The 12,494-nt window shown below is 62.6% G+C and carries 14 protein-coding genes and 1 tRNA gene; 7 read left to right on the top strand and 8 right to left on the bottom strand.

Going from position 1 to position 12,494, the window contains the following annotated elements; translation table 11 throughout:
* The first annotated feature begins 80 nt into the window (after positions 1-80).
* From ABM428_RS07430 to ABM428_RS07420, 3 genes are all read left to right on the top strand, one after another.
* Positions 81-1,364 carry a serine hydrolase domain-containing protein gene (locus ABM428_RS07430; protein WP_353627782.1) on the top strand — a complete coding sequence of 428 codons (1,284 nt, stop codon included), beginning with the start codon at positions 81-83 and terminating at the stop codon, positions 1,362-1,364.
* Positions 1,365-1,549: 185 nt separating this feature from the next.
* Positions 1,550-3,352 carry a sodium:proton antiporter gene (locus ABM428_RS07425; RefSeq protein ID WP_037962839.1) on the top strand — a complete coding sequence of 601 codons (1,803 nt, stop codon included), beginning with the start codon at positions 1,550-1,552 and terminating at the stop codon, positions 3,350-3,352.
* Between the two features lie 139 nt (positions 3,353-3,491).
* Positions 3,492-4,004 (top strand): hypothetical protein, encoded by a 513-nt coding sequence (locus tag ABM428_RS07420; RefSeq protein WP_353627781.1) that lies wholly within the window; start codon positions 3,492-3,494, stop codon positions 4,002-4,004.
* 122 nt (positions 4,005-4,126) lie between these two features.
* Here ABM428_RS07420 and ABM428_RS07415 read toward each other — a convergent pair.
* Both ABM428_RS07415 and ABM428_RS07410 read right to left on the bottom strand, forming a co-directional pair.
* Positions 4,127-4,210, bottom strand: a tRNA-Leu gene (locus ABM428_RS07415).
* A gap of 103 nt (positions 4,211-4,313) precedes the next feature.
* Positions 4,314-5,156, bottom strand: coding sequence for an NAD(P)H-hydrate dehydratase (locus tag ABM428_RS07410; protein ID WP_353627780.1), 843 nt, complete (start codon positions 5,154-5,156; stop codon positions 4,314-4,316).
* 246 nt (positions 5,157-5,402) lie between these two features.
* Between ABM428_RS07410 and ABM428_RS07405 the strand changes: the two genes are divergently transcribed.
* From ABM428_RS07405 to ABM428_RS07390, 4 genes are all read left to right on the top strand, one after another.
* A complete protein-coding gene (locus tag ABM428_RS07405) occupies positions 5,403-5,741 on the top strand; it encodes a P-II family nitrogen regulator (RefSeq protein ID WP_005852659.1) in 339 nt (112 codons plus the stop codon).
* Positions 5,742-5,777: 36 nt separating this feature from the next.
* The gene (gene glnA / locus ABM428_RS07400) at positions 5,778-7,184 is read left to right on the top strand and encodes a type I glutamate--ammonia ligase (RefSeq protein ID WP_005852657.1); all 1,407 of its coding nucleotides are present in this window, start codon (positions 5,778-5,780) and stop codon (positions 7,182-7,184) included.
* A 149-nt stretch (positions 7,185-7,333) separates the two neighbouring features.
* Positions 7,334-8,137 (top strand): lytic transglycosylase domain-containing protein, encoded by an 804-nt coding sequence (locus tag ABM428_RS07395; RefSeq protein WP_005852656.1) that lies wholly within the window; start codon positions 7,334-7,336, stop codon positions 8,135-8,137.
* Between the two features lie 280 nt (positions 8,138-8,417).
* Positions 8,418-8,855, top strand: a complete 438-nt coding sequence (locus ABM428_RS07390) for a glyoxalase superfamily protein (RefSeq protein ID WP_254704183.1) — start codon at positions 8,418-8,420, stop codon at positions 8,853-8,855.
* Positions 8,856-8,894: 39 nt separating this feature from the next.
* On the opposite strand, the gene ABM428_RS07385 is transcribed toward ABM428_RS07390, so the two are convergent.
* The 6 genes from ABM428_RS07385 to ccmA all read right to left on the bottom strand — a co-directional run bounded on the left by ABM428_RS07385 (position 8,895) and on the right by ccmA (position 12,493).
* Positions 8,895-9,617, bottom strand: coding sequence for a DUF3445 domain-containing protein (locus tag ABM428_RS07385; protein WP_353627779.1), 723 nt, complete (start codon positions 9,615-9,617; stop codon positions 8,895-8,897).
* A gap of 137 nt (positions 9,618-9,754) precedes the next feature.
* Positions 9,755-10,294: a DsbE family thiol:disulfide interchange protein gene (locus tag ABM428_RS07380; protein ID WP_037943946.1), complete on the bottom strand. Its 540-nt coding sequence runs from the start codon at positions 10,292-10,294 to the stop codon at positions 9,755-9,757.
* On the bottom strand, positions 10,287-10,436 hold the full coding sequence (ccmD, locus tag ABM428_RS07375) for a heme exporter protein CcmD (protein WP_373276853.1): 150 nt from the start codon (positions 10,434-10,436) through the stop codon (positions 10,287-10,289). Before ccmD ends, ABM428_RS07380 begins: the two co-directional genes overlap by 8 nt.
* On the bottom strand, positions 10,436-11,170 hold the full coding sequence (locus ABM428_RS07370; RefSeq protein WP_005852651.1) for a heme ABC transporter permease: 735 nt from the start codon (positions 11,168-11,170) through the stop codon (positions 10,436-10,438). The genes ccmD and ABM428_RS07370 overlap by 1 nt, the downstream gene beginning before the upstream one ends.
* 52 nt (positions 11,171-11,222) lie before the next feature.
* Positions 11,223-11,879 (bottom strand): heme exporter protein CcmB, encoded by a 657-nt coding sequence (gene ccmB / locus ABM428_RS07365; RefSeq protein ID WP_005852650.1) that lies wholly within the window; start codon positions 11,877-11,879, stop codon positions 11,223-11,225.
* Entirely contained in the window at positions 11,876-12,493 is a 618-nt protein-coding gene (gene ccmA / locus ABM428_RS07360) for a heme ABC exporter ATP-binding protein CcmA (protein WP_132996807.1), read from the bottom strand. Before ccmA ends, ccmB begins: the two co-directional genes overlap by 4 nt.
* Position 12,494: the final 1 nt, after the last annotated feature.

Below are 12,494 nucleotides of genomic sequence, written 5' to 3'. Positions count from 1 at the left end.
GGCAGGTTGCCACAGCGGCGTGCACACTCCTAACCTCGGGTCGTGATCCCACCGGATCACAACAACCGGGAGGAGACATAATGAAACATTTCAGATCAGGTCTGGTCGCCGGGGCGCTGGCCCTTGGCACCGCCTTTGCCACCCTAACCCCCGCATGGGCCCAAGAGCTGCCCCGCGGCGATGCGACCGCCTTGGGGTTCGACCCTGACCGACTGGCGCGGATGGATGCCACCTTTGGCGCGCTGGTGGACAAGGGGATGACGCCGGGGGCCGTGCTGATGCTGATCCGCGACGGTCAGATCGCGCATCTGTCCACCATGGGCAAACGCACCCCCGACGGGGAGCCGATGACAGAAGACACGCTGTTCCGCATCTACTCCATGACCAAACCCATCACATCCGTCGCCGCGATGATGCTGGTCGAAGAAGGCAAACTGCTGCTGAACGCGCCCGTTTCAACCTATCTGCCCGCCTATAAGACCCTGAGTGTGGTCACCGGTGAGAAAGACGCCGAGGGCAAGCCCGTGACCCGCCCCGCCAAAGGCGTGATGACGGTGCGCGACCTGATGCGCCATACCTCGGGGCTGACCTATGGCTTCTTCGGAGCCGGTCCCGCGCGCGAGGCCTATAACGCGGCCGGAGTCGCCTCGCCCGAGAACACGGCGATCGAACAGGCCAATCTGCTGGCGTCCCTGCCGCTGGAGCATGACCCCGGCACCACATGGGAATACTCCCGCGCGACGGATGTTCTGGGTGCGGTGGTAGAGGTCGCCTCAGGTCAGACGCTCGAAGACTTCATGAAGGCGCGTATTTTCGACCCGCTGGGGATGGAGGATACGGCCTTCTACATCGATGACGCTGCGGATTTCCCGCGGATCGCCGAACCCTTCGCCGATCAGGCCAAACTGGGCAGCCGCGATGTTTTTGACCCGCGCGTGCGCAAGCCGAATCAGTCGGGCGGCGGCGGGCTGATGTCCACCGTGCATGACTACGCCAAATTCGCGCAGATGATGCTGAATGGCGGAGAGTTGAACGGTACGCGGCTGCTGTCGCCTAAGTCGGTGCAGCTAATGACCTCGAACCACCTTGAGGGCATCAAACCCGGCAAATACTACCTGCCCGGCCCCGGATACGGCTTTGGTCTGGGGTACGCTGTGCGACTTGAAACCGGCAACGCCCCGTCAATGGGCTCCGCCGGTGAATACAACTGGGGAGGTGCCGCAGGAACCGGCTATCACGCGGACCCTGCCGAAGATATGATCGCGCTGCTGATGATCCAGTCCCCTGCCAATCGTGGGCCGCTGCGGCTGATCTTCAAGAACCTCGCCTTTAGCACGCTGGCCGACAGCCGCGTCGACGACTGACCCCGCGGGGCCACGCGCCCTGCCCCATACCCTCGCGCAAAAGGCCCCTGACGTCGGGGCCTTTTGTCTTTCAGCGCGACAGATCGCTGGCTTGCGACACGGAAACCCCCTAAAATTTCACACCGGCCATTGTCAGCGGGGTGGTCCGCGTTACGTCATCGCTTTGATTATAAAGGGTTCACATTGTGGCAACAGAAACACTCGGCGCGCTAAATCCTGTAACTGCAATCGCATTGGTCGGCGCGATCGGGGTGGGGTCTCAATGGATCGCATGGCGGCTGCGCATGCCCGCCATCGTGCTGATGCTGGTGGCCGGTATCCTGATCGGGCCGGTTCTGGGCATCTTCGATCCCGCACGGGATATCGGGCCGTTGATGGGGCCAATGATCTCTATCGCCGTGGCGATTATCCTGTTCGAGGGCGGTCTGTCGCTGAACTTTCACACGCTGCAGGACGCGGTCGGCGGTGTCCGGCGGCTGGTCTATATCGGCGCGCCCCTTGGCTGGCTGATGTCGGCGCTGTCGCTGCATTATGTGGCGGGGCTCAGCTGGTCCAGCTCTGCCGTCTTTGGCGGGATCATGATCGTGACCGGCCCCACGGTGATCGCGCCGCTGCTGCGCACCGCGCGGCTGTCGCGCCGCCCTGCCACCCTGCTGCAATGGGAGGCGATCCTGAACGACCCCATCGGCGCGCTGGCCGCCGTGCTGGCGTTCGAGGTCGTGATCGCGCTGAACACCGCCACAACCGCGTCCGAGGCGATGCTGGAGCTGTTTATCGGTGCCGCCGTCGCCACTGCCGCTGGTGTCGCTGCGGGGATCGGCCTGTCGCGCGCCTTCAAACGCGGCTGGGTGCCCGAGTATATGAAGGTGCCCGTGCTCTTTGCCCTGCTGCTGGGGGTCTTTGCCGCCTCCGATGCCGTGCTGCATGAAAGCGGGCTGCTGGCGGTGACCATCATGGGGATCGTGATCGCGAACTCCAAACTGCCCAGCTACGAGGAAATGCGCCGCTTCAAGGAACATGCCACCGTGCTGCTGGTGTCGGGCGTGTTCATCCTGCTGGCCGCAGGGCTGGATGTCGAGGCGCTTGGCAATCTTGACTGGCGCGCGGCGGCCTTTGTGGCTGTGGTGGTGCTGGTCGCACGGCCTGTGACGGTGTTTATCTCGCTCGTCGGGTCGGGCATCCCGTTCCGCGAAAAACTACTGGTGGCCCTGACCGGACCGCGCGGCGTCGTGCTGGTCGCGGTCGCGGGTCTGTTCGGCGAACGCCTGCTCAGCCTCGGGTTCGAGGACGCCGCCCTGATCGCACCGCTTGCCTTTGCGCTTGTGGCGGTCACCGTGGTGGTCAACGGCTTCACCCTCGCGCCCTTTGCGCGGCTTTTGGGGCTGACCGGTGCGGACACACCCGGCGTGGTGATCATCGGCGGCTCGGACTGGACAACGCAGCTGGCCGAAGTGCTGAAGAAAGCGAAGATTCCGGTGCTCATGACCGACCCCAACTTCATCCGCCTGCGCAAGGCGCGCGCGGCGGGGATCGACACATTCTCGGGTGATATTCTGTCAGAGGCGGCAGAGCAGCGCGTCGAACTCGTCAGCTATGCCACGCTGATCGCTGCCACGGATAACGACGCTTACAACACGCTGGTCACCACCGACCTGGCACCGGAATTCGGCCGCGAGAATGTGTTTCAGGTGATGCGCGAGAAATCCGAAAGCAGCCGCCACCAACTGCCCCGCACCCTTGGCGGTCGGCCCTTGGGGCTCGAGGCGACCCATGCGGAACTGCGTGATCTGATCGCCCAAGGCTGGCGCTTCCGCAGCACGCGTCTCTCCGAGGAGTTCACGCTGGAAGACTGGCGCGCCGAAAGCCCCGAGGCGCGGCTACTCGCCCAGATCACCACCAGCGGCGAGATCAAGTTCATGCGCAAGAACGAAGAGTTCAAGGGCGGCGACGGCATCCATGTTATCGCTCTGCGCCCGCCGGAGGAGTGATCAAACCACACCCACCCGCGCAGCATACTATCTGCGCGGGTATTTCAGCTTTGCATTAACCTTAATTGGACCATTTTTTCGCCACACCGGTCAGGCAGTTGCTTCAGTCATGTAGGTAACCAACTGAAAAGGCACATCTATGTTAATAAGTTCACTTTTCTCTGGCGGCAGCCAGCAGTCTCAGCCCAAAGGGGCCGAGAAACAGAAAGATAAGTCCGAGACCGGTAACACCGAAAAGAACAACGCCAAAGCCAAAGACGACCAGCCGGCCGCGCAAGAGACGCAGCCCTCCGCTGAAACTGCCCCTGCGCAGTCGTCTCAGGCCGCCGCCCCTGCGCAGAAAGCGCAAGCCCCCGCTGCGGAGGCTCCGGCCCCCGTCGCCCCAACCCCGGTTGCCACCTCGGACGCCGAAGACAGCGGCATGAGCGAGGCGCAAGCCCGCGCCGCAGCCGAAGCCCGTATCGAAGCCGCACAGGCCCGCAGCCTGATCGACTCGATTGCGCCGGTCAGCAGCTCGCCCCAGCAGGCCAGCAAATCCTACCTGTCGGCCCTGCTGAAATCGAACGCGCCAACAGAGGCCGCATCAACGGCCAAATCCGCCGCTGAGCCCGTCGCCGACAAGGCCGACAAAGCGCTGAAAGCCGCCGCGTAACCCACGCAGCCCCGCCGCGCCCGAACACCCTTCGGGCGCGGCGCATAGTTCACTGCCAAGACAGACATCAAAACGCAAGCACTGAAGCGCGCGAATTATGCATGATTATCAATAAGTTGAAGTGGTGCGGGTGAAGGGACTCGAACCCCCACGCCATAGGCGCCAGAACCTAAATCTGGTGCGTCTACCAATTCCGCCACACCCGCATTGCGCGTTCACTATCAAAGAAATTTCCCAGTGGCGAGGGGGAAAAACGCGCATGACGTATAGTTTTTCTCACCTGCCACGCGTGCCTGCACCCGACGGCCGCTAGAGGTCCAGCGCCTTGAAGACGCGGGGGATTTCTTCGCCCAGATCTTCGGCGATCAGCCCCGGTCCGAACTGACGTGCTGCCTCTACATGCAGCCACGTGGCGTATTGCGCCGCCTCGAAATGCGCGATGCCGCGGGTCAGCAGACCGGTGATCATGCCCGACAGCACATCCCCCGCGCCTGCGGTGGCAAGCCACGGGGCCGCGCGATCGCCCGTGCCGTGATGCGCCGCGACGCGGCCGTCGGGATGCGCGATCAGGGTGGTCGCCCCCTTATAGAGAACAACCGCCCCCGCCTTTTGCGCCGCCATCAGACAGGCCTGCGCCTTATCGGCGTCACCCTCGGATATCTGCTTGAAAAGGCGCGCGAACTCTCCGCCATGCGGGGTCAGCACGCAGTGCGGGCCAAGGTGCTCCCACAGGGTGGGCTCCTGCGCGATCAGGGTCAGCGCGTCGGCGTCCAGCACGCAGGGCTTGCCGCATTCAAGCACTGCCCGCACCAGCGCCACATGGGCCGGTTTCAGCCCCAAGCCCGGCCCGATGCACAGCGCCCGCACGCGTTTGTCACCGGCCAGCTCTGCCAGATCCTCGGGGCCTGTGACGCGCGACAGCATCAGGGCGGTGATCTGCATCGCCACCTCCATCTGCGCGGCGGGCGGTACGGCCAGTGTGACCAGCCCCGCCCCCATCCGCAACGCCGCACGCCCGGACAGCCGCGCCGCACCTGTGCGCCCGGCCCCACCGGTCACGACAATCGCATGCCCGTGATCGAACTTATGCCCCTGCCCCTTGGCCAGTTGATCAAAGTCCAGCGTGTCCGCGATGATGGCAATCGATTGCATGGCAGCCCCTTTCTGGTCCGTCTTTTGCCCAAAGATAAACCACCTGCCCAAGCGATAGCCAAGCCTGCCAGCACATGGATTTTCAAACTGCACAGATTTTAATCGCAACGCACATAAAACAGCCGATGCGCACAAATTTTCGCCTCTTTCGGTGGACTCCATCGCGCGTCTGGTAGACCGTCGGCCCGCACGGTGAGATGACACCGATGTAGACCGAAAATCACCCGTCTGGCAGGGAGGCCTCAGATGAAAAAGATCGAAGCTGTAATCAAGCCGTTCAAGCTTGATGAAGTCAAGGAGGCGCTCCAAGAGGTTGGCGTTCAGGGCCTTAGCGTTATCGAAGTCAAAGGCTTCGGGCGTCAAAAGGGCCATACAGAATTGTACCGTGGCGCTGAATATGTCGTGGATTTTCTGCCCAAGGTAAAAATCGAAATCGTGTTGGACGACGATCAGGTAGACGCCGCCATCGAGGCCATCGTATCGGCCGCGAAGACCGAAAAGATCGGCGACGGCAAAATCTTCGTCAGCCCCATCGAACAAACAATCCGCATCCGTACCGGCGAGACCGGGTCAGACGCGCTTTAATCGAATTTACGAGATTCAAGAAAAGGATATCATCCAATGAGCACCAAGGACTTCCTGAAGAAGATCAAGGACGAGGACATCGAATACGTTGATGTACGTTTCACCGATACACGCGGTAAACTGCAGCACGTGACAATCGTCTCCGATCTTGTTGACGAAGATTTTGTCGAAGAAGGGTTCATGTTTGACGGCTCCTCCATCGCGGGTTGGAAAAGCATCGAAGCCTCCGACATGAAGCTGATGCTCGACACGGACACCGCTTATGTTGATCCGTTCTATGCCGAAAAAACCATCTGCGTGCACTGCTCTGTTGTAGAGCCCGACACCGGCGAAGCCTATGAGCGTGACCCCCGTGGCACCGCGCAAAAAGCCGAAGCCTATCTGAAAGCCTCCGGTATCGGTGATGTGGCCTATATGGGTCCGGAAGCCGAATTCTTCCTGTTCGATAACGTCAAATTCTCGAACTCGATCAACAAGGTATCCTACGAAGTTGATGCGTCCGACGCGTCCTGGAACACCGACACCGACTATGAAATGGGCAACATGGGCCACCGCCCGGGCCTCAAGGGCGGCTACTTCCCCGTGAACCCCACGGACGAAGCACAGGACCTGCGCGCCGAAATGCTGTCGACCATGAAACGTCTTGGCATGAAGGTCGACAAACACCACCACGAAGTGGCGTCCTGCCAGCACGAACTGGGCCTGATCTTCGGCACGCTGACCGAACAGGCGGACGAGCTGCAGAAATACAAATACGTGATCCACAACGTGGCACACGCCTATGGTAAATCCGCAACCTTCATGCCCAAGCCGATCTATGGCGACAACGGCTCCGGCATGCACGTGAACATGTCGATCTGGAAAGACGGCAAGCCCCTGTTCGCAGGCGACAAATATGCCGACCTAAGCCAGGAAGCGCTGTATTTCATCGGCGGTATCCTGTCCCACGCGAAATCGCTGAACGCCTTCACCAACCCGGCGACCAACAGCTACAAGCGCCTGATCCCCGGTTTCGAAGCCCCCGTTCTGCGCGCCTATTCCGCACGCAACCGCTCGGGCTGTGTCCGTATCCCATGGACCGAATCCCCCAAGGCAAAACGCGTAGAGGCCCGCTTCCCCGATCCGGCGGCAAACCCCTACCTGTGCTTTGCCGCGCTGCTGATGGCCGGCCTTGACGGGATCAAGAACAAGATCGATCCGGGCGAAGCCATGGATAAAAACCTCTATGATCTGCCCGCCGAAGAACTGGCCGATATCCCGACCGTTTCCGGTTCCCTGCGCGAAGCGCTGGAAGAGCTGCAGTCGGATATGGATTACCTGCTGGCCGGTGACGTCTTCACCAAAGACCAGATCGAAGGCTATATCGAACTCAAGATGGAAGAAGTGCACAAATACGAGCACACCCCCCACCCTGTTGAATTCGGCATGTACTACAGCTGCTAAACGCGGTCTCCACCCGGACGGGTGGCCAGACCAACAGCAAAGGGCGTCCCTATCGGGGCGCCCTTTCGCTTGGAATGCGTCTTGCTATTTGAAGTTCGAAACAGCTGGGCTAGAGTCAGCCGAAGTTTAATATAGTCAGAGGTTATTTCATGCGCCCCACCAAACGTCTTGCCACGGCACTTATGCTTTCTTTGGGCTTCGCCGCCCCAGTTGCAGCGGCCCAATGTGGCAACAACGCGGGAGGCTTCGACGCCTGGAAACCCGCCTTCGCGAAAGAGGCCGCCGCCGCGGGTGTCGGTCAACGGGGGCTCGATGCACTGGCAAACGCGCGCTATGCCAGCAGCACCATCGCCGCCGACCGCAACCAGAAATCCTTCAACTATTCACTCGATAAATTCATGCAGGTGCGCGGTGCCGATACGATCGTCGCCCAAGGTCGCAAGCGCAAGGCCCGCAATGCAAGCTTCTACCAGTCACTCGAAGCGCGCTACGGCGTGCCAGCGGGGGTGATCATCGCGATCCACGGGATGGAAACCGCCTTTGGTGGCTTCATGGGCGATACCTCGGTGGTCTCTGCGATCACAACGCTGACCTATGACTGCCGCCGTTCCGATTTCTTTGCCCCCCACGCCATCGGCGCGCTGAAACTGGTTGATACCGGCGCGATCAATGGCGGCACCAAAGGCGCAAAACATGGCGAGCTTGGCCACACCCAGTTCCTGCCCGGCAATGCCCTGCGCTATGGGGTGGACGGTAACGGCGACGGCCGCGTTGATTTCTACAACCAGACCGACGCGCTGGCCTCGACCGCGAACTTCCTGCGTCAGAAAGGCTGGCAACCCGGTGCCGGCTATCAGGAAGGGCAAACCAACTTCAATGTGATCAAACAGTGGAACGCTGCCGGCGTGTACCAGAAAGCCATCGCAATCATGGCCGCCCGTATCGACGGCTAACCCCCTCGAAAATAAAAACAACCGCCACGCGCGCGCCGGTCCTGCGGCGCGCGCGTTTTGCTTCCAAATGGCTGAAAATCCTCGCCGAAGGCATCCGCCCCGTGCCACCCCGCACCGCCCCATTGCAATTGCAGCACCCAAGCGCCATATAGCGCCTATAGGGAAAGGCCCCTGCCGTCCGCATATCGGTGAAGTCCTTGATCAAGAACACACCTTCAATCTCGCGGATTGACGGGCAACGCGGACCCCCTTCGACTTTTGCGAGAGCAGGAGTGTTATGATGACAACCCAAAACCATCCCACCGCCGTACCTTCGGCTGATGTGTTGAAATCCCAAGCCAAACGGTTGCGCGCGGACCTTGCAGCCCAAGGCACAGCACTGTCCCATGCGGCGACGCTGGAAATGGTGGCCCACCAATGGGGCGCGCGCGACTGGAACACGCTAAGCGCCCAGGCCGCGGCCCCTGCGCAGGGCTGGACGCCCGGGGACCGCGTGCAGGGCCGCTATCTAGGCCATCCCTTTACCGGCGTGGTCAAGGCGGCGCGGCTATCGGGCAGTGGCATGTGGTCGCTGACCCTGCGCTTTGACACGGCGATTGACGTTGTGACCTCGCCCCTGTTCAGCAATATGCGGCGGCAAATCAATGCGGTGGTCGATGCGCAGGGGATCTCCCCGCGCAAGACCTCTGACGGGCAGCCGCATCTGGTTCTGACCTAGCGCCATCAATCCCGAACCATCGCGCCTGTCTGGGTCCGCTCAGGCAGGCGCATCTCCGTCGCGCACCACATAGGTGTGGATCGTAAAGACGACTGCGTCGCTTTCGGGCAGACGCAGGATGCACTGCCGCTCTGACCGGATAAAGGGCATGTCGCTGCCTGTCTCGCGCCGTCGCGGCTGGTGCAGATCCGCATCCGCATAGCGCAGCTTGTTGAACCGCCATAGGGGCCGCCCTGCCCGCACGCCGTCAAACAGACGTTGCACACGCCGCGCGATGTCGGCGTCATATTCCTCGACCGGGGCGTGAATGCCCGTCAGGGGTTGCTCTATCTTGTCCGCCAGCCGCCAGTTCGCCGGAAAGCACAGTGCCGCAGCGGTCAGCACATGTTCATCGCCACGCTTTTGCAGGATGCAGAGGTCTTCTTGCACCAGATGCGCCAGCGTCCACAGCGGTTGCGACCGGTCCAGCGTGACCTTGCGCCCGTCGGGGCAAACCACCGCATCAGCCCCGAGGGTGAAACCGAAACGCGGCAGAAGGGTCAGCGCCTCTGACAAGAGCTCTGCCGCGGCGGGTCTGGCGGCCTCGCTTTGGTAGAAAACAGCCTCGGGTCGGTCCGCCAGCAACGCTTCGCGGTAGACCATCTGCGGCGCGTAGGCTTCGTCCATCAGCAACCAGTCATCCGCCCCGCAAGGCCCCGTGCCCGGCAATCCGGGCGTGCCGGTCTGCGCGTCCGGTAGTCTGGTTTGCAATATCACGGGCATGAGGTCTCCTTTTTTGGTAAGCGGATGAGGGGCAGCCGGGGCGAAACCGGCGGCGTGGCGCACAGGCCCGCTGCCGAGGCGCAGCCTGCTACGGGCCATGCCTTCGGCGAGGATTTAGGGCCATTTGGAAGCGGGTGTCAGTTCTTCAGAGCGTCTTGCAGCGCCGGCAGGAAGCGTTGTTCGTAGTCACTGCCGACCAGCGGACCGGCATAGCGGAACAGAACCGTGCCGTCGCCCGCGATGATGAACGTCTCTGGCGGGGCGGTGACGCCCCAGTTGATGGCGGTGCGCCCCTGCGGGTCAAAGGCGACGCCTTCGAAGGGGTTGCCATCATTGGTCAGGTAGCTGGTTGCGGGGCCGACCGTGTCTTTGAAGTTCACCCCGATGATCGACAGTCCCTGCGCCTGCATATCAAGCAGCTGCGGATGTTCGGCGCGGCAGGGCGGGCACCAGCTGGCCCAGAAGTTGACCAGCGTCACCTCGCCATTGGTCAGCACATCCGGTGCCGCGGCGGGAAACCCTTCCAGTGGTTTTTCCGGCAGCGCGGGGGCCATCTGCCCCACCAGCGTCGAGGGCAGCCCTTCGGGATCGGGGCGGAACATGCCAAAGGCGGCAAGCGCCACGAAACCGGCGAAGACCAGCGGTGGCGCGATCATGAGCGGAGAGATTTTAGCCATCTTTACGGGCCTCTACATCAGCAAGTGTGGCGCGGGCCTTGCGCCCTTTGTTCAGGCTCAGCCCCACCAGCCCCGCCAGCAGCAGCAGCGACACCCCATAGGCGGCCAGCACCTCGGCGGCGTATTTCCCAAGTTCCGGCATCATGCGCCCCTTTCGCTGCGCGCCAGCAGCGCGCGGGCGCGGCGCAGGCGGATTTCGGTCCCTGTGCGGTACAGAACCAGCGCCAGAAACAGCAGGCCAAAGCCGACCATACTGATCAGCAGCGGGTAGAAAAACACATCCGACACGGTACGACCGCCGGTGGCCAGCGGGACAGAGGTGCCTTGATGCAGCCCCTGATTCCAGAACTTGACCGCGTAGCGCGACAGCACCGCAAAGACCGAGCCCACCAGGCACAGGACCGAGGTCAGGTCTGCAGCGGTATCGGGGTCCTCGACCGCTTCCCACAGGGCGATATAGCCGAGGTAGAACAGAAACAGGATCAGAAAGGACGTCAGCCGCGGATCCCATGCCCACCAGGTGCCCCACATGGGCTGCCCCCAGATCGCACCGGTGATCAGCGCGATCACTGTCATGGTAACGCCCACAGGGGCCGCCGCCTTGGCCGCGAGGGCGCTGACGTGATGCCGGCGGATCAGCCAGACCAGCGAGGCCACCAGCATCATGAACCACGCGTTGATCGCCATCAGCGCGGCGGGTACATGCAGGTAGATGATCTTGACCGTCGATCCCTGACGGTAATCGTCCGGCGTGCCGAAAAAGCCCCAGCCCAGACCGACGATCAGACACAGCGCCGCCCCCCCCCAGACATAGGGTTGTACGCGGGCCGAGAGGCCTAAAAATTTCACCGGATTGGCGTATTCCCATAAAGACATGGCGGGGTTCTATCGCTCCGTTTCCTGGCACTCAATGGTCAAAAGCGCGCACTCACCTTAAGGTCATCCGCAGCACCGCGGCAGAGGCGAAGGGCATGAGCGCGATGGTGCCAAAGGTGATGCCAGCCAGCAGGGTCAGCGGGGTCGTGGCATCCAGCCCCATTGCGCCGCGGCGCGCGGCCTCTGCCCCGAAGATCAGCGTCGGTACGTAAAGCGGCAACACCAGCAACGACATCAGCAACCCGCCGCGTTTGATGCCCACGGTCAGCGCCGCGCCAAAGGTGCCGATCACCGACAGCGCGGGCGTGCCCAAACCGAGCGAGGCCACCAGCCACAGATACCCCGAAGGCGCGAGGTTCAGCATCACCCCCAACACAGGGGCCGCAAGCACCAGCGGCAGCCCGGTCGTCACCCAGTGGGACAACGCCTTGACGCTCAACGCCGCCTCAAGCGGCAGCGGTGCCGTGGCCAGCAGGTCCAGCGTACCATCCTCGTAATCCAGCGCAAGCAGCCGGTCGAGCGAAAGCAGGCAGGCCAGCAGCGCCCCCAGCCAAAGCACACCGGGCGCGATGGTCCCCAACAGATCGGGTTGCGGCCCGACCGAGAAGGGCACCAGTACGGTCACAATCAGGAAGAACGCCAACCCGAGGCCAAAGCCCCCGCCCGCGCGAAAGGCAAGCATCAGGTCACGGCGCAGCAGGGCGATCACAGGAAAGCCTCGTCACTGGCACCGCTGCGCTGTGATGGTTTGGCGCGAAACGGGGTGATGTCAAAGCTATGCGCTTTCAGGCCAAGGTCGATATGGGTCGCGATCAGCGCCATGCCGCCGGCCCCCAGATGCGCCGTCACCGCTGCGGCGAATAGCCCGACGGCGGCGGCGTCCAGCGACACGGTCGGCTCGTCCAGCACCCAGATGGGCCGCCCCGTGACCATCAACCGCGCCAGCCCCAAGCGTCGCTTTTGCCCCGCCGACAAGGTGCCTGCCAGCCGGTCTTGCAGCGGCTCAAGGTCATAGGCGGCCAGTGCCTCGGTGATATCGCGTTGTCCGAAGACCTGTGCCCAGAATGTGAGGTTTTCGCGCACGCTCAGCATCGCTTTCAGCCCGTCGGCATGACCGGCGTAGGCGATGGTTTCCTCTGCCCCGTCGATCTGCCCCGACAAGGGCGGTTGCAGCCCCGCGATGCAGCGCAGTAGCGTGGTCTTGCCCGCCCCGTTCGGCCCACGCAGGATCAAGGCAGCCCCCGGTTCAATCGAAAAGGACACCCCGTCCAGTACGGGCACACCGCCGCGCGCGACGGCAAGGTCGGTGACACGCAGGGTCATA

Source organism: Sulfitobacter sp. TCYB15 (assembly GCF_040435955.1).
In the GTDB taxonomy this organism is placed as follows: Bacteria; Pseudomonadota; Alphaproteobacteria; order Rhodobacterales; family Rhodobacteraceae; genus Sulfitobacter; species Sulfitobacter pontiacus.
Note: the sequence above shows the minus strand (reverse complement) of the source record. Positions and strands in the feature narration are given on the sequence as shown.

What these genes read in the sequence shown, in the direction of transcription:
- ABM428_RS07430 (WP_353627782.1), top strand. Translation starts at nt 81, where the DNA reads ATGAAACATTTCAGATCAGGTCTGGTCGCCGGGGCGCTGGCCCTTGGC.
- ABM428_RS07420 (WP_353627781.1), top strand. Translation starts at nt 3,492, where the DNA reads ATGTTAATAAGTTCACTTTTCTCTGGCGGCAGCCAGCAGTCTCAGCCC.
- ABM428_RS07410 (WP_353627780.1), bottom strand. Translation starts at nt 5,156, where the DNA reads ATGCAATCGATTGCCATCATCGCGGACACGCTGGACTTTGATCAACTG.
- ABM428_RS07405 (WP_005852659.1), top strand. Translation starts at nt 5,403, where the DNA reads ATGAAAAAGATCGAAGCTGTAATCAAGCCGTTCAAGCTTGATGAAGTC.
- glnA (WP_005852657.1), top strand. Translation starts at nt 5,778, where the DNA reads ATGAGCACCAAGGACTTCCTGAAGAAGATCAAGGACGAGGACATCGAA.
- ABM428_RS07395 (WP_005852656.1), top strand. Translation starts at nt 7,334, where the DNA reads ATGCGCCCCACCAAACGTCTTGCCACGGCACTTATGCTTTCTTTGGGC.
- ABM428_RS07390 (WP_254704183.1), top strand. Translation starts at nt 8,418, where the DNA reads ATGACAACCCAAAACCATCCCACCGCCGTACCTTCGGCTGATGTGTTG.
- ABM428_RS07385 (WP_353627779.1), bottom strand. Translation starts at nt 9,617, where the DNA reads ATGCCCGTGATATTGCAAACCAGACTACCGGACGCGCAGACCGGCACG.
- ABM428_RS07380 (WP_037943946.1), bottom strand. Translation starts at nt 10,294, where the DNA reads ATGGCTAAAATCTCTCCGCTCATGATCGCGCCACCGCTGGTCTTCGCC.
- ccmD (WP_373276853.1), bottom strand. Translation starts at nt 10,436, where the DNA reads ATGCCGGAACTTGGGAAATACGCCGCCGAGGTGCTGGCCGCCTATGGG.
- ABM428_RS07370 (WP_005852651.1), bottom strand. Translation starts at nt 11,170, where the DNA reads ATGTCTTTATGGGAATACGCCAATCCGGTGAAATTTTTAGGCCTCTCG.
- ccmA (WP_132996807.1), bottom strand. Translation starts at nt 12,493, where the DNA reads ATGACCCTGCGTGTCACCGACCTTGCCGTCGCGCGCGGCGGTGTGCCC.